General features: G+C 56.0%; 25 protein-coding genes. 10 read left to right on the top strand and 15 right to left on the bottom strand.

All coding sequences use genetic code 11. The features are described from left to right. Nucleotides 1-69: 69 nt before the first annotated feature. The 12 genes from ispH to rplU all read right to left on the bottom strand — a co-directional run bounded on the left by ispH (nt 70) and on the right by rplU (nt 12,281). Nucleotides 70-1,017, bottom strand: coding sequence for a 4-hydroxy-3-methylbut-2-enyl diphosphate reductase (gene ispH, locus OUO13_RS04295; RefSeq protein ID WP_283172618.1), 948 nt, complete (start codon nt 1,015-1,017; stop codon nt 70-72). Then, nucleotides 1,007-1,447 (bottom strand): FKBP-type peptidyl-prolyl cis-trans isomerase, encoded by a 441-nt coding sequence (locus OUO13_RS04290; protein WP_283172617.1) that lies wholly within the window; start codon nt 1,445-1,447, stop codon nt 1,007-1,009. The genes ispH and OUO13_RS04290 overlap by 11 nt, the downstream gene beginning before the upstream one ends. A gap of 10 nt (nt 1,448-1,457) precedes the next feature. After that, complete coding sequence (lspA, locus tag OUO13_RS04285; protein ID WP_283172616.1) at nt 1,458-1,982, bottom strand: signal peptidase II; 525 nt, start codon at nt 1,980-1,982, stop codon at nt 1,458-1,460. 2 nt (nt 1,983-1,984) lie between these two features. Beyond that, a complete protein-coding gene (gene ileS, locus OUO13_RS04280; RefSeq protein WP_283172615.1) occupies nt 1,985-4,882 on the bottom strand; it encodes an isoleucine--tRNA ligase in 2,898 nt (965 codons plus the stop codon). Nucleotides 4,883-4,912: 30 nt separating this feature from the next. Further along, nucleotides 4,913-5,875 carry a bifunctional riboflavin kinase/FAD synthetase gene (gene ribF / locus OUO13_RS04275; RefSeq protein ID WP_283172614.1) on the bottom strand — a complete coding sequence of 321 codons (963 nt, stop codon included), beginning with the start codon at nt 5,873-5,875 and terminating at the stop codon, nt 4,913-4,915. Between the two features lie 125 nt (nt 5,876-6,000). Continuing rightward, a complete protein-coding gene (murJ, locus tag OUO13_RS04270; RefSeq protein ID WP_283172613.1) occupies nt 6,001-7,572 on the bottom strand; it encodes a murein biosynthesis integral membrane protein MurJ in 1,572 nt (523 codons plus the stop codon). A 133-nt stretch (nt 7,573-7,705) separates the two neighbouring features. Continuing rightward, nucleotides 7,706-7,972 carry a 30S ribosomal protein S20 gene (rpsT, locus tag OUO13_RS04265; RefSeq protein WP_283172612.1) on the bottom strand — a complete coding sequence of 89 codons (267 nt, stop codon included), beginning with the start codon at nt 7,970-7,972 and terminating at the stop codon, nt 7,706-7,708. A gap of 155 nt (nt 7,973-8,127) precedes the next feature. Further along, the gene (gene kdsA / locus OUO13_RS04260; protein ID WP_283172611.1) at nt 8,128-8,967 is read right to left on the bottom strand and encodes a 3-deoxy-8-phosphooctulonate synthase; all 840 of its coding nucleotides are present in this window, start codon (nt 8,965-8,967) and stop codon (nt 8,128-8,130) included. 103 nt (nt 8,968-9,070) lie between these two features. After that, nucleotides 9,071-10,219, bottom strand: coding sequence for a glutamate 5-kinase (gene proB, locus OUO13_RS04255; RefSeq protein WP_283172610.1), 1,149 nt, complete (start codon nt 10,217-10,219; stop codon nt 9,071-9,073). 60 nt (nt 10,220-10,279) lie between these two features. Next, on the bottom strand, nt 10,280-11,479 hold the full coding sequence (gene cgtA, locus OUO13_RS04250; RefSeq protein WP_283172609.1) for an Obg family GTPase CgtA: 1,200 nt from the start codon (nt 11,477-11,479) through the stop codon (nt 10,280-10,282). Between the two features lie 141 nt (nt 11,480-11,620). Further along, complete coding sequence (gene rpmA / locus OUO13_RS04245; protein ID WP_283172608.1) at nt 11,621-11,878, bottom strand: 50S ribosomal protein L27; 258 nt, start codon at nt 11,876-11,878, stop codon at nt 11,621-11,623. Between the two features lie 91 nt (nt 11,879-11,969). Further along, a complete protein-coding gene (gene rplU, locus OUO13_RS04240; protein ID WP_283172607.1) occupies nt 11,970-12,281 on the bottom strand; it encodes a 50S ribosomal protein L21 in 312 nt (103 codons plus the stop codon). A gap of 293 nt (nt 12,282-12,574) precedes the next feature. Between rplU and OUO13_RS04235 the strand changes: the two genes are divergently transcribed. From OUO13_RS04235 to OUO13_RS04210, 6 genes are all read left to right on the top strand, one after another. Beyond that, nucleotides 12,575-13,543: a polyprenyl synthetase family protein gene (locus OUO13_RS04235; RefSeq protein WP_346429334.1), complete on the top strand. Its 969-nt coding sequence runs from the start codon at nt 12,575-12,577 to the stop codon at nt 13,541-13,543. Between the two features lie 61 nt (nt 13,544-13,604). Next, complete coding sequence (gene dsbD / locus OUO13_RS04230; protein ID WP_283172605.1) at nt 13,605-15,521, top strand: protein-disulfide reductase DsbD; 1,917 nt, start codon at nt 13,605-13,607, stop codon at nt 15,519-15,521. 52 nt (nt 15,522-15,573) lie between these two features. Then, nucleotides 15,574-16,008 carry a thioredoxin TrxC gene (trxC, locus tag OUO13_RS04225; protein ID WP_283172604.1) on the top strand — a complete coding sequence of 145 codons (435 nt, stop codon included), beginning with the start codon at nt 15,574-15,576 and terminating at the stop codon, nt 16,006-16,008. A 79-nt stretch (nt 16,009-16,087) separates the two neighbouring features. Continuing rightward, a complete protein-coding gene (locus OUO13_RS04220; RefSeq protein ID WP_283172603.1) occupies nt 16,088-16,333 on the top strand; it encodes an HP1242/YdcH family protein in 246 nt (81 codons plus the stop codon). 239 nt (nt 16,334-16,572) lie between these two features. Then, complete coding sequence (locus OUO13_RS04215) at nt 16,573-18,735, top strand: sensor histidine kinase (protein WP_283172602.1); 2,163 nt, start codon at nt 16,573-16,575, stop codon at nt 18,733-18,735. Continuing rightward, nucleotides 18,732-19,391: a response regulator gene (locus OUO13_RS04210; protein WP_283172601.1), complete on the top strand. Its 660-nt coding sequence runs from the start codon at nt 18,732-18,734 to the stop codon at nt 19,389-19,391. The genes OUO13_RS04215 and OUO13_RS04210 overlap by 4 nt, the downstream gene beginning before the upstream one ends. Nucleotides 19,392-19,429: 38 nt before the next feature. On the opposite strand, the gene OUO13_RS04205 is transcribed toward OUO13_RS04210, so the two are convergent. Beyond that, entirely contained in the window at nt 19,430-21,856 is a 2,427-nt protein-coding gene (locus OUO13_RS04205) for a DNA polymerase II (protein WP_283172600.1), read from the bottom strand. Between the two features lie 50 nt (nt 21,857-21,906). Here OUO13_RS04205 and OUO13_RS04200 point away from each other — a divergent pair, with 50 nt between their 5' ends. Both OUO13_RS04200 and OUO13_RS04195 read left to right on the top strand, forming a co-directional pair. Next, complete coding sequence (locus OUO13_RS04200) at nt 21,907-22,257, top strand: pentapeptide repeat-containing protein (protein ID WP_283172599.1); 351 nt, start codon at nt 21,907-21,909, stop codon at nt 22,255-22,257. A 251-nt stretch (nt 22,258-22,508) separates the two neighbouring features. Further along, nucleotides 22,509-22,856, top strand: a complete 348-nt coding sequence (locus OUO13_RS04195; RefSeq protein ID WP_283172598.1) for a Rieske (2Fe-2S) protein — start codon at nt 22,509-22,511, stop codon at nt 22,854-22,856. Between the two features lie 11 nt (nt 22,857-22,867). On the opposite strand, the gene sfsA is transcribed toward OUO13_RS04195, so the two are convergent. After that, entirely contained in the window at nt 22,868-23,608 is a 741-nt protein-coding gene (gene sfsA / locus OUO13_RS04190; protein ID WP_283172597.1) for a DNA/RNA nuclease SfsA, read from the bottom strand. After that, nucleotides 23,605-24,786 (bottom strand): pyridoxal phosphate-dependent aminotransferase, encoded by a 1,182-nt coding sequence (locus OUO13_RS04185; protein ID WP_283172596.1) that lies wholly within the window; start codon nt 24,784-24,786, stop codon nt 23,605-23,607. Before OUO13_RS04185 ends, sfsA begins: the two co-directional genes overlap by 4 nt. Before the next feature lie 178 nt (nt 24,787-24,964). On the opposite strand from OUO13_RS04185, the gene dksA reads away from it, so the two are divergent. Both dksA and gluQRS read left to right on the top strand, forming a co-directional pair. Continuing rightward, nucleotides 24,965-25,399 (top strand): RNA polymerase-binding protein DksA, encoded by a 435-nt coding sequence (gene dksA, locus OUO13_RS04180; RefSeq protein ID WP_283172595.1) that lies wholly within the window; start codon nt 24,965-24,967, stop codon nt 25,397-25,399. A gap of 53 nt (nt 25,400-25,452) precedes the next feature. Further along, nucleotides 25,453-26,370: a tRNA glutamyl-Q(34) synthetase GluQRS gene (gluQRS, locus tag OUO13_RS04175; protein ID WP_283172594.1), complete on the top strand. Its 918-nt coding sequence runs from the start codon at nt 25,453-25,455 to the stop codon at nt 26,368-26,370. Nucleotides 26,371-26,431: the final 61 nt, after the last annotated feature.

Below are 26,431 nucleotides of genomic sequence, written 5' to 3'. Positions count from 1 at the left end.
GGCCAGATCCAGCCTCATAAAAAAGCGCCCGAAGGCGCTTTTTTATGAGCAAATTATCGAAGCTGGCGATCAGCCAACGTCGACCATTCGCAGCTCCTTCGGCAACGTGAACACCACGTTCTCTTCTGTACCAGCGATTTCTTCCGGCGCCTCACCACCAAGATCACGTAGTTTGCTGATCACTTCCCGCACCAGCACTTCCGGAGCAGAAGCACCCGCGGTAACCCCAACGGCCTCGATCCCGTGAACCCATTCCGGCTGGATTTCACTGGCGTTGTCGATCAGGTAAGCCTTGGCTCCCATACGCTCACCCAGTTCACGCAGGCGATTGGAGTTGGAGCTGTTTGGCGAACCCACCACCATCAGTACCTGACATTCGGATGCCAGACGTTTGACGGCGTCCTGACGGTTCTGGGTGGCATAACAGATGTCGTCCTTACGCGGGCCCTGAATCTGCACAAACTTCTTGCGCAGAGCATCGATCACCCGTGCAGTATCGTCCATCGACAGAGTAGTCTGGGTCACATAAGACAGACGGGATTCATCACGTACTTGCAGACGCTCCACATCAGCTTCGTTTTCCACCAGATAGATATCGCCACCACGGGAGTGATCATACTGCCCCATGGTGCCTTCCACTTCCGGATGGCCCTTGTGACCAATCAGGATACATTCGCTGCCATCGGCACTGTAACGGGCCACTTCGAGGTGAACCTTGGTAACCAGCGGGCAGGTTGCGTCAAATACACGCAGACCACGGTCTGTTGCATTCTTCCGCACTGCCTGGGAGACACCATGCGCAGAAAAAATCACGATGCTGTTATCTGGCACTTCGTCGAGTTCATCAACAAACAACGCACCACGCTCACGCAGGCCGTTCACCACAAACTTGTTGTGCACCACTTCATGACGCACATAAATCGGCGGCTCAAACAGGTCGAGGGCACGGTTAACGATGTCGATGGCACGATCAACACCGGCACAGAAACCACGCGGGTTGGCGAGCTTAATCTGCATTCACAACCTCGAGGATCTGCACTTCAAATTGCAGGGTTTTGCCAGCCAGTGGATGGTTGAAATCCACTTCTACCCAGTTGCCATCAACGCCGGCAATCACACCTGGCAGTTCGGTATTCTGGGCATCCGCAAACGACACCACCAGACCGGGAGCAATTGGCATATCCGCAGCAAAATCGGAACGTTTCATACGTTGTACGTTGTTCGGATTGTGCTGACCAAACGCCTGTTCCGGTGGCACGCTGAAGGTTTCATGAGCGCCAGCACTCAAACCATGCAGACAGGATTCGAAGTTTTCCGGCAGATTACCATCACCCACGGTCATGGCGGCCGGTTCACTTTCAAACGTGGAATCAATGATCTGACCATCGGTCAGCTTCAGCGCAAAATGGAAACGCACCTGGCTGCCATTACGAATTTCTGCGGTCATTTCTCACCTCTCAGGCATTGTTATCCGGTTTTCCTGCCACCGACGAATCGGCCGCAGGAGCAAAACTGTCACGAATCACGTCCAGAGCCATCATGATGGCACCGACGGTAATCGCCGAGTCTGCAATGTTAAACGCCGGGAAATAGGCATCGTCCCAGTGCACGGAAATAAAGTCGATCACATGGCCAAACAGCATGCGGTCAACAAGATTACCAACCGCACCACCCAGAATCAGCGCCAATGAGCAAGCAAGCCAGCGCTGCTGGCGTGGCAAACGTGCCAGCCAGATCGACAACATGACACTGACACCCACCGCAATCAGGGTGAAAAACCAGCGCTGCCAACCGGATTCGTCGGCCAGGAAGCTGAATGCCGCACCCGGGTTGTACAACAGGGTGAAATCCAGCACCGGCAACAACGGCACCGGCTGGGCATATGCCAGCAGGTGCTCCGCCAGTTGTTTGGTTACCTGGTCCAGAACCAGTACCAGTATGGCCAACCACATCCAGCGGATGGCAGTGTCTTTGCTTTGCATACTTATGCGTAATGACGAACTTCGCCATCTCCTTCAACGTTCTCAACGCAACGACCACACAGGGTTGGGTGCTGGGCATTCAGGCCAACATCCGCGCTGTGGTGCCAGCAGCGCTCACACTTGTCGTGAGTCGTTGGCAGAACACCAACACGCAGGCCCTTCAGCTCAGATGCCTGACCGGCTTCTGCATCGAACGGCTGTACGGTTGCGGCAGAAGTCATCAGCACAAAGCGCAGTTCGTTGCCCAGTTTTGCCAGCGCAGCTTGCTGTTCAGGCTCGGCATACAGAACCACCTCGGCTTCCAGACTGGCACCGATGCTCTTGTTCACACGGGCTTTTTCCAGCTCGCCGTTAACCGCTTCTTTTACCTGCAGAATGTTCTGCCAGTAAGCGTCGTCGAAACCGGTTACAGCCAGTGTCGGGAAGGCTTCGTACCATTCCGCCAGGAATACCGACTCTTCACGCTCACCTGGCAGGTTGTCCCAGATTTCTTCGGCAGTGAACGACAGTACTGGTGCAATCCAGCGCGCCATGGCTTCCAGTACGTGGAACAGCGCAGTCTGGGCGCTGCGACGTGGCAGACCATCACGCTTGCAGGTGTACTGACGATCCTTGATCACGTCGAGGTAGAAACCACCCAGCTCGGATACACAGAAGTTCATCAGGGTCTTGGTCAGGCCCTTGAAGTCGTAATCCAGGTAGAAGGCCTTGACCTTGTCCTGCAGCTGACGGGTGTAATCCACCATCCAGGCATCCAGCGGCAACAGGTCTTCACCCGCTACCAGATCAGTTACCGGGTTAAAGCCGTTGATGTTGGCCAGCAGGAAACGACAGGTGTTACGGACACGACGGTAGGCATCGGCATTACGCTTCAGGATCTCGTCAGAAACCGTCATTTCACCGCTGTAGTCGGTATCCGCTACCCACCAGCGCAGAATGTCACCACCCAGGCTGTTCAGAACTTTCTGTGGCTCTACGGTGTTGCCCAGCGACTTAGACATCTTGCGGCCCTGACCATCCACGGTGAAACCGTGAGTCAGAACGGTTTTGTACGGCGCATGGCCATACGCCGCCACACTGGTCAGCAGAGAGCTCTGGAACCAGCCGCGGTGCTGGTCAGAACCTTCCAGGTACATGTCAGCCGGGAAGGTCAGTTCTTCGCGCGCCTTGCACACAGCGGTGTGGGTAACACCGGAGTCGAACCAGACGTCGAGGGTGTCGGTCACTTTTACGTAGTCAGCGGCTTCGTCACCCAGCAACTCAACGGCTTCCAGGTCAAACCAGGCATCAATGCCCTTCTCTTCAACTTTCAGAGCAACCTGTTCGATCAGCTCGGCAGAGCGTGGGTGCAGCTCGCTGGAGTCCTTGTGTACGAACAGGGCGATTGGCACACCCCAGGTACGCTGACGGGAAATACACCAGTCAGGACGATCGTTCATCATGCCTTCAATACGTGCCTTGCCCCAGCCCGGACGCCATTCCACGGTGTTTTGCACTTCGTGCATGGCCTGTTCCAGCAGACCCGCCTGGTTCATGGAGATAAACCACTGCGGAGTCGCACGGAAGATAATCGGGCTCTTGTGGCGCCAGCAGTGTGGGTAGCTGTGGGTGATGTTGGCTTTTTTCAGCAGTGCGCCTTTTTCCGCCAGCAGACCCAGAACCTTGAAGTTGCCCTTGTCGGCCGTGCTCAGGCCACTCAACTCCAGAGCATCCAGTGCTGGATTGCTGATGAAGTTACCGTTGCCATCCACCAGCATTTCAGCGGAACGCACACCGTAAATGGCCGACACGTTATAGTCGTCAACACCGTGCATTGGCGCGGTGTGAACAGCACCAGTACCGGAATCCGCGGTCACGTGTTCGCCAGTGATCACCGGAACGGTTTTGGTGTGCGCATCGGTTGCTGGCATAAACGGGTGATGCACAACAAATGGTGCTTCTTCCTGACCCGGCAGTTGGCCGAATACTTCACCACGAGCATTAGCCAGAACTTCGAAACCGTCAGCGCCAATGCCGTAACGTTTCATGGCGTCCTGCACCAGAGCATCCGCCAGAACCAGCATCTCGCCCTGCTCTTTCAGCAGAACCAGCGAGTATTCCAGCGTTGGATGTACGGATACCGCTTCGTTGGACGGCAGAGTCCATGGGGTGGTGGTCCAGATCACAATGCTGACCGGCTTGTCGGCCAGAGAGTCGTTCTGCACACCAAATGCCGCCAGCAGTGCGGCCGAATTGGCGAACGGGAACTTCACGTCAATCGCGATGGATTTCTTGTCCTGGTATTCAACCTCAGCTTCAGCCAGGGCAGACGCACAGTCAGGACACCAGTTCACCGGCTTGAAGCCCTTGTGCAGGTGGCCCTTGTCGATGATCTTGCCGAGGGTACGGATGATGTCCGCCTCGGTTTTGAAATCCATGGTCAGGTAAGGCTTTTCCCAGTCACCCAGCACCATCAGGCGTTTGAAGTCCTTGCGCTGACCGTCAACCTGCTTGAGGGCGTATTCGCGGCAGTGCTTGCGGAATTCTGAGGCGGTTACTTTCTGACCGGCTTTACCAACCAGCTCTTCCACCTTCAATTCGATTGGCAGACCGTGACAGTCCCAGCCCGGTACGTACGGGGCATCAAAGCCACTCAGGGTACGGGACTTGATGATCACGTCTTTCAGGATCTTGTTAACGGCATGACCGATGTGAATGTTGCCGTTGGCGTATGGAGGGCCATCGTGCAGCACAAACTTGTCACGACCAGCGCGGGCGTTACGAATTTTCTGGTACAGGCCCATTTCTTCCCAACGAGCCAGCATTTCTGGTTCGCGCTGGGACAGGTTGCCACGCATCGGGAATTCGGTATCCGGCAGATTCAGTGTCGGTTTGTACTGGCTGTCCACTTTATCGTTCATGACAAGTCAATTTCCTGAAGTTCAAAACGGTCAAGAGCTGGCGGCAGGCGACTGCCCGGCCAGAGCGGCAAAATAATCACGGGCAGCCTGCTTGTCAGCAGCAATGGCGGCCCGCAAGTGATCGAGGCTGGCAAAGGCCTGCTCGCCACGAATACGGAACAGGAACTCTACCGTCAGATGCTGACCGTACAGATTCCCGTTGAAATCAAACACATGCACTTCCAGAGACGGCTCCGGAATTTTGGTAATACTGGGCTTGTAACCGGCATTGGCAACACCTTGCCAGATATCACCGGTTTCCTGATGACGCACCCGAACCGCAAAAACACCGCGAATCGGCAACTGCTTGCGACGAATCAGCACGTTGGCGGTTGGCGTATCAATGGTGCGCCCCAGCTCGCGGCCATGGGCAACCCGCCCGGACATAGAGTACGGACGTCCCAGCAAGTCGGCAGCACCTTGCAGGTTATGGCCAGCCAGTTCAGCGCGCACACGGGTGCTGCTGACGCGCTCCCCCGCAACCAGAAAGGTCGAGGAGTCCTGCACATCAAAACCGGCTTGCTCACCGGCGCTGGCCAGCGCCTGGTAATCGCCCTTGCGGTCGCAGCCAAAACGGAAATCATCTCCCACAATCAGGTGACGGATTTTCAGGGTCTTGACCAGGATGTCTTCGATAAAAGCATCCGCCGACATACTGCGCAGCGCATGGTTAAACGGCAGACACAAGACGTAATCCACGTGATCGGCGTTCAGATCCTGCAGTTTCTCGCGCAAACTCGCCAACCGGGCTGGCGCCTTGTCCGGTGCAAAATACTCTTTCGGCTGTGGCTCAAAGAGCAGTACCAGCGTTGGCACACCGTGCTGATCCGCAACCGTATGCAAAGCCGACAAAAGCGCCTGATGGCCGCGATGCAAACCATCAAAATTGCCGATGGTTGCCGCACAGCCAGGGAACGGATCAGGAATATTGTGTAAACCGCGCAGCAAACGCATTGGGCCGGTACTACCTCAAAAACTCAGGGACAACACAAAGGGCCGGATTATAGCCAACCCCCTCCCCAACGAACAGCAATTAGGCTTTTACGGGTCAACAGCCTGCGCCATTCACCCGTTTTTGATCAGAAACTGGCCCCGCGCAGGTGACGAGGACGCAGTCCTGCAACCAGCAGCACGACCAGATAAACCGCACCACCACCGCACACAAGCCCCGCCAGACGCCAGCTGCGTTCAGCCGTAGACCACTCCAGCCACTGTTCGAATGATCCCATCAGCCCCAGCAGGAACAACATCATCAGGCCGTTGGCTATCAGCATCTTCAGCATAAATGCTCCCCAACCCGGCTGTGGCGACATCACACCAGCCTTGCGCAAGGCCAGATACAGCATCAGGGCATTCAGATAAGACGACAACGAGGTCGCCAGCGCCAGCCCGGAATGCGCCAGTGGCCACACCAGAATCAGGTTCAGCACCATGTTGGCGACCATAGCCACAATACCGATGCGCACCGGTGTACGGGTGTCCTGACGGGCATAAAACCCCGGTGCAAGCACCTTGATGAGCATAAACGCCAGCAGACCTACGGCATACGCCTGCGTTGCACTGGTCATCTGGGTAATATCGTTCGGTGTCATTTCACCGTGATAAAACAGGGTCGACATCATAGGGCCCGCCAGCACGGTCAAGGCCAGCGCTGCCGGCACCGCCAGCAGAATAACCATCCGCACTGCCCAATCGAGGGTACGATCAAAACCGTCCTTTTCTTCATTGGCATGACGGCTCGACAACGCAGGCAGAATCACCACCCCAATCGCGATGGCAAAAATCCCCAGCGGCAGGTTGTTCAGGCGATCGGCGTAATACAACCATGACACACTGCCACTCTGCAGAAACGACGCCAGCACCGTATCCAGCAGCAGGTTGATCTGACTGACCGACACACCAAACAGGGCAGGAATCATCAGACCAATAATCCGCTGCACACCTTCGTCTTTACGCACAAAGGTTGGCCGCACCAGCATCTGCATCCGTGCCAGGAATGGCATCTGGAACAACCACTGCACCAGACCGGCAAAAAACACGCCCCAGGCGAGGGTATACAACGGCTCTTCAAACCACTCGCTGCCCCAGAGAGTCGTGGCAATCATGGTGACGTTCAGCAATACCGGGGTAAACGCCGGCACCGCAAAGCGCCCATAAGAATTCAGCACACCACCGGAAAACGCTGTCAGGGCAATAAAAAACAGATATGGAAACGTAATGCGTAACAGATCACCGGTGAGGGCAAATTTTTCAGGATCACTCTGGAACCCCGGCGCAAACACCCAGGGCAGATAATCAGCAAACAAAATGGCCAGCACAGTCACCAGAAGCAGTGCCAGACCTAACGCCCCGGATACCCGGGATACCAGCAGCTGCACTTCCTGCAGACTGCGACGAGTGCGGTATTCGGTCAGAACCGGAACAAATGCGACCGAAAATGCACCTTCCGCAAACAGGCGGCGGAAAAAATTGGGAATTTTGAAAGCGACCAGAAACGGGTCGAGATGGGAACCAAAATACTGGGCTACCACCATATCTCGCGCCAGACCCAGCACCCGGCTGAGCATGGTGAGAACACCTACAATCGAGGACGAACGCAGCAGGCTGCGTGGTTTTCCACCCTCCGGGGTGGCACTACCGGCATCAGACATCTTACTGACTCCGCAACCCTGAACCCTCTGGTTCGGGCAGTTAACAAACATAACAGGGACAAAAATTACGGCCACAAAAACAGCGGATACAAAAAAGCCCGCCAGAGGCGGGCTTTTTGTCGTTCAGAAGGAATTAACCCTTCAGAGCGAATACCTTGGCGTTCAGACGGCTCTTGGTACGTGCAGCAGTGTTCTTGTGCAGGATACCCTTGTTAACCATCTTGTCGATGTAAGGTTGTGCTTTGATAAACGCGGCCTGAGCCTGCTCGTAACTACCAGTAGAAACAGCAGCGTTCACTTTCTTGATGTAAGTACGCACCATGGAACGCAGAGCTACAGTACGAGCACGACGCTTGACAGCCTGACGGGCGCGTTTACGAGAACCAGCAGAATTTGCCACAGTCGGCTCCTCAAATTTGGGTTCAACTTGAATATGGGCCCAAAGATTTCGGGCCTGCTATTAAATAGGGCCGGTATTCTCCCAGCTAAACCGGATAGTGTCAATGCCGTTTTTACAGCAAGCCCGGCCCAAAGCAGGATATTACCGGCTAAAAATCAGTCGATCACAACCTTGTCGAACGACTTGATCAGGGCATCCACATCTTTCATCTGCTTCAGATAAACCTCGAGTTTATCCAGCGGCAGAGCACATGGGCCGTCACACTTGGCTTCAGCCGGGTTCGGGTGAGCTTCCAGGAACAGGCCTGCAATACCCAGCGCCATACCAGCACGAGCCAGCTCAAACGCCTGCTGACGACGACCGTCAGCGGAGTCGGCACGACCACCCGGACGCTGCAGGGCGTGGGTCGCGTCGAAAATAACCGGAGCCATGGATTTCATTTCATCCATGCCCAGCATGTCCACCACCAGGTTGTTGTAACCAAAGCAGGAACCACGCTCACACAGCATCACACGCTCGTTACCAGCTTCGGCAAACTTCTTGATGATGTGACGCATTTCATGCGGAGCCAGGAACTGAGGCTTCTTGATGTTGATCGCGGCGCCGGTTTTGGCCATCGCCACCACCAGATCCGTCTGACGCGCCAGGAAAGCTGGCAGCTGGATCACATCAACCACTTCCGCCACCGGAGCAGCCTGGTAAGGCTCGTGAACGTCAGTGATGATTGGCACGTTAAAGGTCTTTTTGATTTCTTCAAAAATCTTCAGACCCTCTTCCATACCAGGACCACGGTAGGAGTTGATAGAGGAACGGTTGGCCTTGTCAAAAGATGCTTTGAATACGTAAGGAATGCCGAGTTTCTCGGTCACTTTTACATAGTATTCACAGATGCTCATGGCCAGGTCACGGCTTTCCAGCACGTTCATACCACCAAACAGGGTGAATGGCTTGTTGTTGCTGACGTCCAGACCGGCAACCGATACCGACTCGATCATAACTTCCCTCGTTATATAGGAATGAATTTTGGGCTGCATATACAGATACAACCCCACAGCAGCATCCAGCACTTATGTCACACCAGTACCGGACAATCCTGTATCAGAGTACCACCAGATTATCGCGATGGATCATCTCGGGCTCAGCAACATAACCAAGCGCCTGTTCCAATCCACTGGATGGTGTTTTGAGAATCTTGACAGCTTCAGTACGACTGTAATTCACCAGCCCTTTCGCCACCAACTCGCCACGCTCGTCTTTGCAGGCCACCACCTCGCCACGCTCAAAACGACCATTGGCCGCCACCACACCAATCGGCAGCAGACTGCGACGACCTTCGCGCAAAGCGCGCACCGCACCATCGTCCAGAATCAGATCACCACGAGTCTGCAGATGGCCAGCAATCCACTGCTTGCGGGCTGCTACCGGCTCCTTGTCGGCCAGCATCAGCGTGCCAATCAACTCACCGGCTCGCAGTCGAGTCAGCACCTGATCAATACGACCGCCGACAATCACGGTATCAGCACCGGAACGGGCCGCCAGTGTTGCTGCGCGGACCTTGGTAACCATGCCACCACGACCGAGAATGCCACCACCGCCTGCCATCGCGGCGTAAGCAGGATCAGAGGCACGCCCCTCAACAACAAGACGGGCATCCGGATTGGAGCGCGGATCAGCCGTAAACAACCCTTGCTGGTCAGTCAGAATCACCAACACATCGGCTTCGACCAGGTTGGCAACCAGAGCCCCCAGAGTATCGTTATCCCCAAAGCAGATTTCATCGGTAACAACAGTGTCGTTTTCGTTGATGACCGGCACCACCCCCATACTCATCAGAGTACGCAGAGTGCTGCGGGCATTCAGATAACGAGTACGATTGCTGAGATCATCATGAGTCAGCAGTACCTGGGCAGTCAGACGCTCATGTTTGCCAAAGGCGGTTTCATAAGCCTGCACCAGCCCCATCTGCCCGACGGCAGCCGCAGCCTGCAGTTGATGCACCTCATCCGGTCGCTTCTTGAGACCAAGGCGCTTCATGCCCTCAGCCACTGAACCGGACGACACCAGAATAATCTCGTGACCCAGCTTCTGCAGCTCGGCCATCTGATCAACCCAGGACTGCATACCTTCACGGTTCAGCCCCTTACCGTCATTGGTCAGCAAGGCGCTGCCAATCTTGATGACCCAGCGCTTTTGCTTCGCCAGGCGTTCACGGCTTTCCTGATACTGCTGCATCTCATCTACTGCCATTACAGACACCTTTTCTCACGCCAACTGGCGCAGGTAACCCCGTCCCGGAGGTCGACGTGATTACTCGCGAACGTAGATGACCTCTACGCCATTATCCTCATCATCGTCATCACCATCTTCTTCCGCACGCATGGCGCGTTCGAGGCGACGACGCTCTTCCAGATCTTCAATACGCTCACGTGCTTCCGCTTCCACCAGCTCACGTTCCTGGCGAATCTGCTCAGCAAAGTCTTCGTCTTCCAGCGCACGCAGGCGACGAGCCTCAATGTATTCCATGATCCGGCAACTCAGTTCGAACGTACCGGTTTTGGTCAGCGCTGTCACACTGAATACCGGCCCCGTCCAGCCCAGCTTGTCGACAACCGCCTGACAACGCTCTTTGCGCTCTTCAGGATCCAGCAAATCGAGCTTGTTCAGCACCAGCCAGCGGTCACGCGCCGCCAGACCCGGAGAGAAGTGCTCCAGCTCGTTAATAATGGTCAGTGCATTGTCCGCTGGATCAGCACCATCTGGCGGGCACATATCAACAATGTGCAGCAGCAGGTGGGTACGAACCAGATGCTTAAGGAAACGCACGCCCAGACCAGCACCGTCTGACGCACCTTCGATCAGACCCGGAATGTCGGCGATCACAAAGCTGCGGTGCTGTTCAATGGATACCACACCCAGGTTAGGAACCAGGGTGGTAAATGGATAATCGGCCACTTTTGGCTTGGCTGCGGATACCGCACGAATCAGGGTCGATTTACCGGCATTTGGCAGACCCAGCAAGCCCACATCCGCCAGAACTTTCAGTTCCAGCTTGAGGTTACGGGATTCACCGTCCTGACCCGGCTTGGTCTGACGTGGCGCCTGGTTAGCACTGGACTTGTAACGGGTGTTACCCAGTCCGTGAAAACCACCACGCACAACCATCAGCTGCTGACCAGCTTCGGTCAGGTCACCCAGGGTTTCACCGGTGTCTTCATCAATCGCAGTAGTGCCCACAGGCACACGCAGGATCAGATCTTCCCCTTTGGCACCGGTACAGTTACAGCTCATGCCGTTCTGACCGTTCTGGGCACGATAACGACGGGTATACCGGAAATCGATCAGGGTGTTCAGAGAGTCATCTGCTTGCAGAAAAATCGAACCACCGTCGCCGCCATCACCACCATCGGGGCCACCTTTGGGAATGAATTTTTCGCGACGGAAGCTCATACAGCCGTTGCCGCCCTTGCCCGCTTCAACTGTGATGCGCGCTTCATCAACGAATTTCATGATTTCGTCCCACTGGAATCAGACCCGTTTCAAATACGGGTTCTGTTGAACAAACAAAAACGCCCCAACTGTTAACAGTCAGGGCGCTTGGCTCGACCTGCAGGTCACCTGACTACCTCATACGAGGCAGTTATTCAGGAATCAGGCAGGAACGACGCTAACGGTCTTGCGATTGTCAGCACCTTTCACTTCAAAGGTCACTACGCCTTCAGCAGTAGCGAACAGAGTGTGGTCACGACCTACGCGAACGTTGGAACCAGCGTGCATACGAGTGCCGCGCTGACGAACAATGATGGCACCAGCTTTGGCAACCTGGCCACCGAACAGTTTGACACCAAGGCGTTTACTCTCGGAATCACGACCGTTACGAGTACTACCACCAGCTTTTTTGTGAGCCATGAGACTTCTCCTTTAATGGAGCCACTACAACACTGCGGATGTGGTCTGGCAACTTGCGCCGACACGGGCCCCGGGGGTGAATTTACAAAAATTAGCCAGCGATGCTGGTGATTTTCAGTTCAGTGAACCACTGACGGTGGCCCATTTGCTTCATGTGGTGCTTACGACGCTTGAACTTCAGGATCTTCACTTTCTTGTGACGACCGTGAGCGATAACTTCTGCAGTTACCTTGGCGCCTTCAACAACTGGGGTACCGATTTTTACGTCGTCGCCGTTGCCGATCAGCAGAACTTTTTCCAGTTGAACCGCTTCACCGGTAGCCAGTTCCAGCTTTTCAACTTTCAGGGTTTGACCTTCTTCCACACGGTATTGTTTACCGCCGGTAATAACTACTGCGTACATTCTGTTCTCCGCATATGAATAACCGGTGCACTGAACCGATCTGCACCAGCAGATCCGGACACCGGGATATCTGACCCTCGTCGCTGCTTAGATGGCCTGCTTCTACTGGTAACGACCGGGTTACCATATGGCAGGGAGCGTTTTTCGGGCGCGAGACTATACCCCAGACAACCTTCTGTTGCAAGTCCGAAACTTTGGCATTCTTGACAGCCAAGCCAGTGCTCCCTAGCATGGCGCCAGACTTCCAGGGGCTGACTTTTATCATGCAATCCACACCCGCTCAGGCACAGACCATGCAACTTGCCGACATTCTCGCCCTGGTTGGCGATGACTTCCACGCTGTAGACCAGTTGATCAACGAACAGTTGGCCTCTCGTGTACCGCTGGTCGAAAAAATCGCCGAGTATATTGTGAACAGCGGCGGCAAACGCATCCGCCCATTGCTGGTATTGCTGACATCCCACGCCCTTGGACATTGTGGCGACGGTGCCGTCAAACTGGCCGCCATTATTGAGTTCCTGCACACCGCTACCCTGCTGCATGACGACGTGGTCGATACCTCGGACATGCGTCGCGGTAACCCGACGGCTAACGCCAAGTGGGGTAACGCACCTTCCGTTCTGGTTGGCGACTTTCTCTACAGCCGCTCCTTTATGATGCTGGTTGAACTGGCCAACCTGAAGGTCATGGATATTCTGTCGACCACCACCTGCGTGATTGCCGAAGGTGAAGTGCTGCAGCTGACCAACGTTCGCAACCCGAACACTACCGAAGAGCAGTACATGATGGTGATTCAGGGCAAGACAGCACAGCTGTTCGAAGCCTCCACCCATGGTGCTGCCGCCCTGCTGAATGCCCCGGCCGAGGTTCAGGAAGCCATGCGTCAGTACGGCAAGGAACTCGGTCTGGCATTCCAGCTGATCGACGACGTACTTGATTACGAAGGCAACAGTGAAGAGCTGGGCAAAAACGTTGGTGACGACCTTGCTGAAGGCAAACCAACCCTGCCCCTGATTCACGCCATGGCCAACGCCGATGAAGAAGGCCGCAAACTGGTGCGTCAGGCCATTCGCAAAGGTGGTCTCGAGGATATGTCGGCGGTGATGGAAGTGGTAAAACGCTGCGGCTCCATGGAATACACCCGCCAGAAAGCCAACGACTCGGTTGCCCGTGCCCAGCAAGCCCTGCAACTTCTGCCAGACTCTGCTGCCAAAACCGCTTTGATGGCGCTGGCAGTGATTGCTGCTCAGCGCACACGCTAATCTTCAATGAGTCGGGTTCGCCCGGCTCATGTTCAACTTTTCGGATCGGTCTGAGGTTCGTATGCTGCGACTGCTGCTGTTGCTGGTATCCCTGTCTGGTCTGCTGACCAACTCCGTTCAGGCCGGGCTGCTCGACAGCCTGACTGGTAAATCCTCTGAAGAACCGCAGTTTTTGCCGGTAGAACAGGCTTTTCCATTACGAACCGATGTACAAGGCAAGTTCCTGATTGCCAGCTGGACTTCCGCCGACGGTTATTACCTGTATCAGCACCGCATCAAGGTCCAGCAAGGCTCGGCCAGCGTTGATGCCAGCCGTTTTCTGCACAACGGTGCCATTACCAAAGGTGAAGAGAAACAGGATGAAGCCTTTGGCCTGGTCACGGTTTTTCACGGCGATCTGGATGCCGAGTTTTATCTGTCATCCCTTCAACCTGGCCCCGCCACCCTGACTTATCAGGGCTGCGCCGAAGCCGGTCTGTGTTATCCCCCCCAGAAAGTCACGTTTGAAGTGCTGGCCGATCTGCAGGCAAGTGCAGTAACGACCAATCCGGCTAGCACCACCAACAACAGCCAGACCGATAACAGCCAGCAAACACCCCCGATAGCCAGCGTCAGCACAGCAGCCAGCACAACCGCTAACACCGCCGCCAGCCCGGCTACCCCTGCTCAGGCTGAACCTTTCGGCAATAGCGTCAGCAACAGCCTGTTCAGCGGCCGCTCATGGCCAGCCGTGGTTGGACTGTTTTTTCTATTGGGACTGGGTCTGACCTTCACTCCCTGTGTATTACCGATGGTACCGATTCTGACCAGCGTTGTGCTGGGGCAATCGGCCAATGGCCAGGTGAACCGCCAACGCGCCCTGCTACTGTCGACCACCTATGTACTGGGGATGGCAACGACCTATGCACTGGCAGGTGTTACCGTTGGTTTGCTGGGGGCAGGAGCCAACCTGCAAGCCTGGATGCAAACCCCCGCAGTGCTGGTTGTGTTCAGCGTACTGTTTGTGGCGCTGGCCTTGTCGATGTTTGGCCTCTACGAACTGCAACTGCCCTCCGCCATTCGTAATCGTCTGAATAACCTCAGCCAGCAACAGCAAGGCGGCCAGTTTGTGGGCGTGCTGGTGATTGGCATCCTGTCCGCTCTGGTGGTTTCCCCATGTGTGTCAGCACCACTGGCCGGAGCCCTGGTGTATATCGGCAGTACCGGTGATGCCTGGCTCGGCGGCAGTGCCCTGCTGGCATTGGGGCTTGGCATGGGAGCACCACTGATTATTCTGGCCACCAGTGGCGCCAGCCTGCTGCCCAAGGCCGGTATGTGGATGAATCAGGTGCGCAGCCTGTTTGGTGTACTGCTGCTGGCGGTGGCCATCTGGTTACTGGCACGCCTGCTGCCAGAATCGCTAAGCCTTGCCCTGTGGGGTGTGCTGGCCACTGTTTATGCCATTTATCTGGGCGCCTTTGATCAGGCTGCTGCCGGTGCTGCGCGTCTGATCAAAGGACTGGCCTGGGTGCTGCTGATTTACGGCGCCAGCGCCCTGATCGGCTCACTTCAAGGAAACAGCAATCCACTGCAACCGCTCACAGGATTTACTCAAGCCGGACCAGAGCGTAACAAGGCTCCTTTTGAACGCACCGCCGATGTCAGTCGGGTCAACAGCCTGCTGGCCAGCAACAATCGGGTGATGCTCGACCTGTATGCCGACTGGTGCATCAGCTGCAAGATTATGGATGAAGAAGTGTTTTCCCAGACGGATGTTCAGGGCGCCCTGTCCCACATGCGCTGGGTACAGCTCGACATTACCGACCAGACCCCGGAACAGATTGCCTTCCTGAAAAGCCAGGCGATTTTTGGTCCTCCGACCATCCTGTTCCTGAATCAGGGCAAGGAAATCAGTGAAGCCCGCATTACCGGCGAAATGAACCACCAGCAGTTTATGGAACACCTGCAAGCCTTTGGCCTGACCAAACCGGCCCCTTGAATCTCCATAACCCAACCCGCATATAGGGAGCATACCGACCCCGGAGGCTCCCATGCTCTATACCTGCCCACACTGCGGCGCAATCAACCGCATCCCAGACGACAAACAGCAACTGCAAGCCCAATGTGGCCGCTGCAAGGACGAGCTGTTCAGTGGCAAACCGGTTGATCTGACCGATGCCGATTTCGAGCGCTTTATCAGCAAAAACGAAATGCCGGTTCTGGTGGATTATTGGGCCGACTGGTGTGGCCCCTGCAAGATGATGGCGCCCATCTTCAAAGAGGTCTGCGGCGAACTGCAGCACCATATCCGCTTCGCCAAGGTTGATACCGAACAAGCGCAGATGACCAGCGCCCGTTACGGCATTCGCTCCATTCCAACCCTGATCCTGTTTTACCAGGGCCGAGAAATCGACCGTCTGGCCGGAGCCCTGCCAGCACCACAGCTGAAACAGTGGATAGGTCAGGCCATTCAGAAAATCAGCTGAACAGGTGAAGCCCTGACACAGGTCAAACCGGACGGGCGGCAGGCACGTTAGTCTGAAGGCGAATCAAAAGGAGATCACCATGATCGTCGAAGCTCACGACCTGCACCACGAATTCCCGGAAATGGCTGACCAGATCCGCGAACTGAAAATGAACAACCGTCACTTCGCCAAACTGTTCGATGAATATCACGAACTGGATCATGAAGTGCGTCGTATCGAAGAAGAGAAAGAAGCTGCTTCCGATGAGCGCCTGGAAGGCCTGAAAGTCCGCCGCGTTGCTCTGAAAGACGAACTGTACGGCATGCTGACTGCAGCTGCTGTCTGATTCGCACCGCTTCCTCAAAGCCGCCTGCCCTTGTGGTGTGCGGCTTTTTTTTATGTCCGCGTTAACGGCTGCCGAACCGCCTCGACCAGCCGAAAACGACCATCCCGATCAACGAGCACTTACATAAATATACAAACATTTGACATTCTGCGTCGCCATCATGGAAAGTGGCGCAACGGTTCTGCTGTACCTCTGGTCTCGATATTACTCCCCTCACAGCAGTCGAGGAGAACAAGGGATTGTTATTTAACCGACCTTCACTGGCGCTGCATGCAACTACACTGCTGGCCATATTCTGTTGCTCCATCAGTATCTGGATGGCATTGCAGCTTCCGCAGTTTGACGGCCACTGGCTGATCAAAAACGGCACCCTTTACCTGCATGCGGATGCCGACCCGGATACCCCCCCAACGTCCAGACCCTTGATACCTGTCAGCGTCAGCAACCGCCAGCAACAGATTATTCCGGAACGAAACGACTTCCTCGAAGACCCCGACTTTGTCGATCGTTACCAGGACTACAATCGCATCATCCAGCGTCAGGATCTCTGGTCTGCATTTGGTTACGCCCCTTTGGTGATCCGGGCAACCGATACCAACGGTAATCCGGTTGAATGGCAGACCCATTTGCGTCCTCGTCAGCTGCAGGATTTGCCCAAGGAGTTCTGGCTACAACAGGTGGTGGCATTGCTGGCGCTGGTTATTTCCGGCTGGGTATTCTGGTTACGCCATAACGACACCTCTGCTCGCCTGTTTTTTGCCAGCAGTGCCTGTCTGATGCCTGCGATTCTGGCGGCGTCGGTTTACTCCACCCGCAGCTGGTCAGTTCCTTCCGACTGGATGTTGTGGCTGTCCCATATCAACCATATCGGAACTGAAGCCACCGTGGCGTTTATGCTGATGCTGTTTATGACGTACCCACAGCGCCTGCCGGTGTGGCGCTATTGGCCCGGCCTTGCAGTGCTATTAGCCGCACAGGCCTGGATTGAATTCAGGCAATGGAGTGACAACCTGGAGCTGCTGTTACGCTGGCCGGTGTTTATGGAAATTATTGCCATCCTGCTGCTGGCCGTCTGGCAATGGCGCGCCAGTGCCCGTAACCCGTTACAACGGGCAGCGTTACGCTGGTTCCTGAGCTCCATCCTCATCAGCATTACCCTGATCAGCTGGAACAGCATGGTGGTCAACTTTCTGGGGCTGGATGCACCATTCAGCCAGAGCGACAGCATCGCCCTGTTTCTGATTCTGTACCTGGGCATTGCCCTCGGACTACGCCGTTACCGGCTCTTTGATATGGATATCTGGAGTTACCGCACCCTGCTCTGGACGGCAGGTTCCGGCCTGATTCTGCTACTGGACTATCTGCTGCTGGCAGTAATGGGGCTGAGCCACAATCTGTCGATGGGACTGGCTCTGTTCCTGACCGGCTGGATTTATCTGCCACTGCGCCAATGGTTATGGAATCGGATGGTCGGCTCCCCCTGGCAACCGGATAACAACCTGATGCCACAGTTGTCAGCGATTGCCTGGCAGCCGCCTGAACAACGCCAGCAGGCCTGGCAAGCGTTACTGCAAGCACACTTTCAGCCACTCCACCTGCACAGAGCCAACGGGATGGACGCAGATACTGGCAGCGCGCAGCTGGCCAATGATGGTCAACAACTGCTGATTGCCAGCCACGGCGAACTGGCACCTGTTTCTCTCGAATTTGCCCAACGCGGCGCCCGTCTGTTCAACCGTCAGGATGTCCGCTTTGCCAACTCCCTTACCCAATTACTGGAACAGCTGATTCACGACCGCCGCGATTATCAGCAAGGTATTGATGAAGAACGTCGCCGGATCGGTCGCGACCTGCACGACAATATCGGTGCCCGCTTGCTGAAGCTGCTGCATCGTTTGCGTAACACCCCGAACGAAGAGCTGGCCCGTGATGCCATTCTGGATCTGCGCAGCACCATCAATGCTATCGATTCACCGTTACAGTCATTTGCCGACACCCTTGCAGACCTGCGTATTGAAATCAGTGGTCGTTGCGAAGCCGCCTCTGTACACCTGACCTGGCAAGTACCGTTCGAGCTACCGACCGACAACCTGAAACCTGTCGTGCGCAGCGTTCTGACCTCGATATTACGCGAGCTGGTCTCCAACGCTCTCCGCCATGCCACCCCAACCGCGATTGTCATCAGCATGCCGGTTGCACCGTCGATGAGCACACCATTGCATATGGAGATCAGCAATAACGGCCTGCATACCAGCCCCGACCACTGGCAGGAAGGATACGGTCTGCGCAATTTGCGCGGACGGCTGCAGGAGCTGGGTGGCAGCCTCAGCGTGCAACAACCACAAGCCGATCAGGTCAGCATCCACCTGACATTACCCGCCACCATCTGGGCGAAACCATGACCCAAACTGCACACAAGATTCGTCAGGCCCTGATCATTGAAGACCTGCCAGACTCGCAGGCACTTCTGCTCACGGTTTGCCAGCAAACGTTCCCCGGCGTCACCTGCCAGCTGTTCGATAACCTCCATGACGGCCGCTTGTGGCTAACGGAGAATCGCTGCGACCTGTTGCTGATCGATCTTGGTTTGCCAGACGGTGACGGAACTGACCTGATCGCCGAGGTAAAACAGAGCGCGCCCGACTGCACCATCGTGGTGGCCACCATTTTTGATGATGACCAGCATCTGTTTGCAGCACTGCAAGCGGGAGCCATGGGCTATTTGCTGAAAGACCAAAGCACCGCCCAACTGGTGCGACAATTACAGGGCATCGAAGACGGCCAACCGCCGTTATCGGCATCCATTGCCCGCCGCCTGCTGAATGGATTTCAGGTCAGAGCCCAAGCGCAGACACAGCCTGCGCAACATTCCCTGAGCCAGCGCGAACAGGAGGTACTCGGGCTTATCGCCCGCGGTTTCAGCAGCAATGAAATCAGCGGTTTTCTGGAAATATCCCGCCACACAGTGGGCGACCATATCAAGAATATTTACCGCAAACTGAATATATCCAGTCGCGCCGAAGCCACCCGCGAAGCATTACGATTAGGGCTGGGCTGAGTGGTCCATCATGGCTTGCCAGCACATGCCAATCGTACTCAGAACAGCGAGCCCTGCCCTTGTAACCAGCGTTCCGGATCATCACCGGTAAACTGGAAAATCGCCTCGGCGACCGGGCGTAACTGTTTGTCGAGGTAATGGGAATAGTCCGGGGCCGATAATGGAAACGGTGGACAGCCGGACTCTTCGTCCACCAGCGGTTCCGGACCACCCGCCGCCATGCGGTAACAGATCCAGCCGCCTTGCTGTTGATAACGGGGTGGCAATCCCTGCAACTGCCGCCATTGATCCAGCCGCCCGGCAGCACGGGCATGAGGGGGAATCTGGCGCTGATAATCCGCCAGTGGTCGACGCAGGCGTTTGCGATAGACCAGCAGGTGATCCAGCCGCCCCTGCAGCAAATTCTGCACCTGCTGTTGCAGCCACTCTTGCCAGGGTTCTGCCAAAAAAATCCGCCGATACAGTTCCTGCTGGAACTGGCGAGCCAGTGGCGTCCAGTCCGAGCGCACGGCCTCCAGCCCCTTGAAAACCATTTGAGGTTCGCCATTGGCAGCGCTGATCAAGCCGGCGTAACGCTTCTTGCTGCCCGTGTCGGCCCCACGAATGGCGGGCATAAAAAAGCGCCGGTAATGGGTTTCATACTCCATTTCCAGACAACTGTTGATGCCGAACTCACTCTGCAGGCGCTGTTGCCACCACTGATTCAGCCCCTGCATCAGGGTCAGGCCAATCTGATCAGCCTCGTTATCACTGACAGCACGACCGACCAGCACAAACACCGAGTCGGTATCCCCATAAATCACCTCGTAGCCCTGCTCACGAATCCAGCTGGAACTCTCAAGAATGATCTGATGGCCACGTTTGGTAATGGACGCCGACAGACGGGTATCGTGAAAGCGGCAACCTTCAGAGCCCAACACCCCATAACAGGAGGCCATGATGATCTTGATGGCTTGCGACAGCGGTTTGTTACCCTCACGTTTGGCCTGATCGCGACGCTCACCGAGCTGACGAATCAGATCCGGTAACAAATGCCGGTGTTTATGAAATTGCCCACCAAAAAAGCCCGGCACACGCTGGTCTGCCGAATCTTCCGCCAGCCCCTCCACCAGCCCTAGCGGGTCGATACAAAACGTGCGAATAATCGACGGATACAGGCTTTTGAAGTCCAGCACCAGCACGTGCTCAAACAGGCCCGGCCGTGAATCCATCACGTAACCGCCCGGACTTTTTTCAGCCTGATAACCCTCGCCCAGATTAGGAGCCACCCGTCCCGCCCGATGCAACCGCGGCAAATACAGGTTTTCAAACGCCGCCACCGAACCACCCATACGATCCAGCGGCAAACCGGTCATCAGACTGCGTTCAATCGCAAACTCCAGCAGGCGAGTGCGCTCAAAAATCCGCCACACCAGATCACAATCCTGCAGGTTGTAATCGGCAAAGGCCAAAAGATTCTTCTGATACGCCTGTTCGATACCGCTGCCGCGTTCGTGTCCGGTGATCAACTTGCCATCACTGAGCAACTCACGCGCCACATCATCGAGGGCAAAACTCTCGAACTGGTAACTGGCAGCGCGTAACAGCTCAATGCCATCGAGTGCCAACCGACCGTTCATGGCAATCTGGATACGACCGGGCAAATCCCGGCGCTGCCAGCAGCGCAGCGCCTCACCATCCCGCCCCCAGCTCATGGCGATGCGGTGCTGACGGTATTTGCGCACCAGCACCTCAATATCAAACTGCACCAGATTCCAGCCAATGATCACATCGGGATCGATCAGGGCCAGCTCCTGATTCAGGCGTTGCAGTGCATCCGCCTCACAGGCGAGATGCACAATGTCGGCGCGTGTTGCGGTATCGGCATCATGCTCATCCACCACCAGCACCAGACGCCGATCAGCACTCACCAGACCAACGGAATAAAGACGGATCTCTTCCCCAAGCCGGGGAATCGAGGTTTCAATATCCAGCGATAACCAGCGCAATTGCGGGCGATAACTGCCGGGTGACAAACGCCCTTGCTGGCAATCGGCAAACCCGGCCGCAGCCGATACCTGAACTGCCCCATCCCACTGCAAACGTGCGGCACCGTAAACAAAACGCTCCATCAGATAACGATCGCCGAGACGGACATCAGCCTCTCTCAAGACGATTTGCTGCTCCGCAAGCAGTGCTCGCCAGCGCTGCAAAAAACCGCCGGGCAAATAACAGGCGGATACCGGTTTTCCGGCAAAGGTCGACAGCGCCAGTGGGCGAATCTGAACCGGCCAGCCCAGCGTCTTCAGCATCTGTTCGGCAGCTGGCTGATCCGCGCTTTCGATAAAACACACCGCCTGTTGTAACAGCTGCTGGCGAATGATGCCCTCGGGAGAATGCCACCAGAACTCAAGGGTGGTGCTTTCTCCCGATTCGTCATCAAACCAGCGGTTGGTCAGCAGGAATACGTCCGACGTCTGCACCATGAAGTGTCATCTATACTCAGTTGGGCTCACTCTAAAGAAAGAGGTATCGCATGACCACTTCTCCGGCCATCAGCCAGGATCCGCTGTATCAGAAACTGCGCAATGATGATGTTGCGGGGTTTAACCAGGCCATCAAGGCGGGACAAACGTGCGACCTGCGCGGTATGGATTTACGTGGCCTCGACCTGCGTGGGCTGCTGCTGAGTGGCATGGACATTCGGGACTGTTACTTGCGGGGAGCCGATCTGCGCGGCATCGACTTTCGTGGCTGCAACCTGGATGGTGTAAGCCTTGCCAACGCCCGTATCAGCGGCTGCTATTTTCCGGCGGAACTCAGCGCCGACGAGATTCGGATGTCGGTCGAACTGGGGACGCGCCTGCGCCACAGCCGATCTGAGTAAATGCATCAAGTCAGGCCAGACACTCAAATTTAAATGAGAATCATTATTGACAGAAGCAAATGAGAAGCACTATTATTTACTTCATCGGCGCTAGCGATAGCCCCGGTGTTCATTACCCGGCGAAAGCCGTGTCGTGATCTCTCTCATCAAGCTAGTCACGGTTGCTTCGCCGCTCATTGAGCGGCTTTTTTTTGCCGGGCTGTTACCTCTGACGGTATGCTGCTGCAATTGAATTTGCGGAGTTCCCCTCGATGACCGACCACTGGATTGCCCTTTTCCCACTGACGGAGTTACCTGCCGACAGCAGCAAGGGTTTTGATCTGGAGATCAACGACAAAAAACTGGAACTGGTGCTGGTTCACAAGGAAGGCAAGGTAGTGGCGTATCACAACAGCTGCCCACACCTGGGAATCCGGCTGGAGTGGCAACCGGATCAGTTTCTGGATGCCGATGGATACTTTATCCAGTGTTCAACTCACGCCGCCCTCTTCACCATTCATGATGGTTACTGTATTTCCGGGCCTTGCAGTGGACGCTCACTCAAGGCCGTTGCGGTTGAAATCCGTGATGGCGTGATCGGGATTCTGGCAGGCGGATAAGCGCCCCCCATTCAAGGCTGCCGGAATAACCCCTGGGTGGCCTCCAGCCACATATGGTCGCCACTGGCGTCAGAAGTAAAACGCACGCGCGCGCAGATCACTTCAACGCCAGCCGCCACAGCCTCCTGCAGAGCGTCCGCATAGTCAGGATCAATATCCGCAGCGGCCTCGACCGCACCAACATCATCAACCGCCACACAAAACAGCAGCACCGCACGATCACCAGCGGCGACCAACGCCTGCAAACGCTGCAGATGTTTGCGTCCGCGACTGGTCACAGCATCCGGAAAACAAACCACCGGCGCGCCATCCGTCGCCAGACTGGCTGCACGCACCAGCGTGACACTTTTGACCTCAACCCAGACCTTGCGGCCATCGGCCTCATGCAGGCAGAAATCCAGACGGCCGTCTTCAACGCGCGGCTCACGCTGTAACTCTTGCCACTGATCCAGCGCTGGCAGGCAGCGGTTTTCCAGTGCTTCTGCCACCAGCTGGTTGGCACGCGCGGTATTGATACAGGCACGCCAACGCCCAGCGATGGTGGTCCATTCCCAGCTGAACCGGTACTTGCGCGCCGAATTCTGGCTGTCCAGCAACCACACCCGGCTGCCTGGCTCCGCACAATGAGTCATGGCACCGGTATTGGCACAGTGCACGGTGATTTCCTCACCCGAGTCCAGACGAACATCCGCCAGAAAGCGTTTATACCGGCGTAACAGGATCGCGGGCTGCAGGCGCTGCGGATACCTCATTTCGGCAGCCAGGCCGCCAGACGATCAACGGCTTCCTGCAGACGTGGCAGTTCAGCACTGTAGGCAATACGAATGTGGGTATTGGCTTCAAACACACCAAAATCAACACCCGGTGTAATCGCAACCCCCGCCTCTTGCAGACAACGACGGCAAAACTCCAGGCTGTTATCGGTAAACCGGCTGGCATCGGCATAAATATAAAAGGCACCATCTGGCTCCACCGGAATACCAAAGCCCAGCTCCGGCAATGCTTTCAGCAACCACTGGCGACGTGCACGCAGGATCTCCCTGCGTTGCTCCAGAATGGCCAGAGTGTCCGGCTCAAATGCCACCATCGCCGCATGTTGGGCCGGTGTTGGTGGCGCCAGAAACAGGTTCTGGGCCAGCACATCCATACGTTCTACCCAGCACTCCGGCACCACCGTCCAGCCCAGACGCCAGCCGGTCATACCGAAGTATTTCGAAAAGCTGTTAATGACCGCAGCATCATCGACCACCGACAACACGGTATGGGCCTCACCGGTAAAGTTAAGGCCCTGATAAATCTCGTCGACCCACAACTCACCCTGTTGTTCACGCACAGCCGCGGCCAGATCCACCAGCTGTTGTGGCGACAACACCGTACCGGTCGGGTTGGCCGGGCTGGCCACCAGAGCCGCGCGGGTGTTGGCATTCCAGTGCTCTCGCACCATCTGTGGAGTCAGCTGGAAAGCCGTTTCCGGACCACTCGGAATCAACTGGCCACGACCTTCGAAAACCCGTGCGAACTGGCGATTACACGGATAGCCCGGATCAGCCAGCATCAGGGTTTGCCCCACTTCAATACGGGATGCTGCCAGCAGTAACAGGGCACCGGAAGCACCGGGCGTTACCAGAATCCGACCAGCGGGAATGGTGACCCCAAAGCGTTGCTGATAATAAGCTGCGATCTTTTCACGCAGTGCCGTCATGCCCAACGCCGGGGTGTAACCGGTCTGGCCTGCACGCAGGGCTTTTACCGCCGCTTCTACCATTGGCTCCGGTGTCGGGAAGTCCGGTTCGCCTACCGCCAGATGAATAATGTCGCGCCCAGCCTCCTGCAAACGGCGGGCTTCAGCCAGCAACGCCATTACGTGAAAAGGCTGGATATCATGGGCACGTTCCGTGCATTCATTCTGTTTGGGAGCAACTGGATTCATCGAAAATGTCCGGTTTTTGACAAAAACGGTATTCTGACAGATGAGCGGAAGAGGAACCAAAGGAAACAGTTGGCGCACTCGCTGTTATCTGATAGTTTCCCGGCCTTATTATTTTTTGGGGGCCAATTTTGGCCGTGTTCGGTTGATTGAATCCGTTAACAGGTGAGGCAGTACCACCATGCCGCAAGATAAGAAAGAATTTGCCCTGACCGACTTTACTCCTTACGAGATCAAAGACGGTGAAGAGTATATGAGCGATGCTCAGCTGGAGCACTTCGCCAACATCCTGCGCAGCTGGAAGCAGGAGCTGATGGAAGAAGTTGATCGCACCAAGGAACACATGCAAACCGAACTCAACAACTACGCTGACCCAAATGACCGTGCCAGCCAGGAAGAAGAGTTCAACCTTGAGCTGCGTACTCGCGACCGCGAGCGCAAGCTGATCAAGAAGATTGAAAAGACCATCGACCTGATCGATAAGGGCGACTACGGTTACTGCGAAGCCTGTGGTGTGGAAATCGGCATCCGTCGTCTGGAAGCCCGTCCTACCGCCGACCTGTGTATCGACTGCAAGACCCTTGCTGAAATCAAGGAAAAGCAGCTGGGCGTTTAATCCCGGATTGCGGGGGTTCGCCCCCGCACCTGCTACCTGCCTCGGAGCCCGTCATGCTCCCCGACTCTCTCGTATCAACGTCTTCCGTTTCTGAATCCGCCTATACCGGCCGTTTTGCGCCATCCCCTACCGGACCGCTGCATTTTGGTTCCTTGCTGGCCGCCGTTGCCAGTTATCTCGACGCCCGTTCCCATCAGGGCCGCTGGTTACTGCGCATCGAAGACCTCGATCCGCCGCGCGAAGATCCAAACGCCGTTCCCCATATTCTGCAAACGCTGGAAAGCTGTGCCCTGTATTGGGATGGTGACATTCGTTACCAGAGCCAGCGTGGTGAGGCTTATGAAGCTTGTCTGCACAGCCTGACCGAGCGAGGACTGGCATTTCCGTGCAGCTGCTCCCGTAAACAACTGGGAAGCGGTTTGCATCTGGGGCGTTGTGCTTATCCGGGTGGTGAATGCGCCTGGCGCTTTCTGGTCGGATCGGGCATCGAGTCATTCCAGGACCAGCTGCAAGGTCTGCAGCATTTCAGTCTGGATCAGGAAATCGGTGATTTTGTGATCCGCCGTCGTGATCACTTGTGGTCGTACCAGCTGGCCGTGGTCTGTGACGATATTGATCAGGGCATGACCCATGTGATGCGTGGCATCGACCTGATTGATTCAACCCCGCGCCAGCAGGTCTTGTACCGCGCCCTTGGCGCCCGCATCCCGGTCTGGAGTCACATTCCGGTAGCGGTCGAACGCAACGGTCAGAAACTCAGCAAACAGAACCTAGCCCTGCCACTGAATCCGGCGGCCAGTGCCGATAATCTCTGGCTGGCGCTGCAATGGCTGCAACAACAACCGCCCGCTGCACTGCGCGGCGCCAGTCCAGCTGAACTGCTGAGCTGGGCGATCCCCAACTGGCAGCCACAACAGCTGGCTGGCCAGCAGCAGATGCCAGCACCGGACCACTTCCGCCAGCCTGCCTGACGACCGCGCCGGGCGCGTGGTCGAACAATCGACATTCTCAACCTGCGTTCAGAGTTTGTGG

This window comes from Parathalassolituus penaei (genome assembly GCF_026626885.1).
GTDB lineage: Bacteria > Pseudomonadota > Gammaproteobacteria > Pseudomonadales > Oceanobacteraceae > Oceanobacter > Oceanobacter penaei.
Note: the sequence above shows the minus strand (reverse complement) of the source record. Positions and strands in the feature narration are given on the sequence as shown.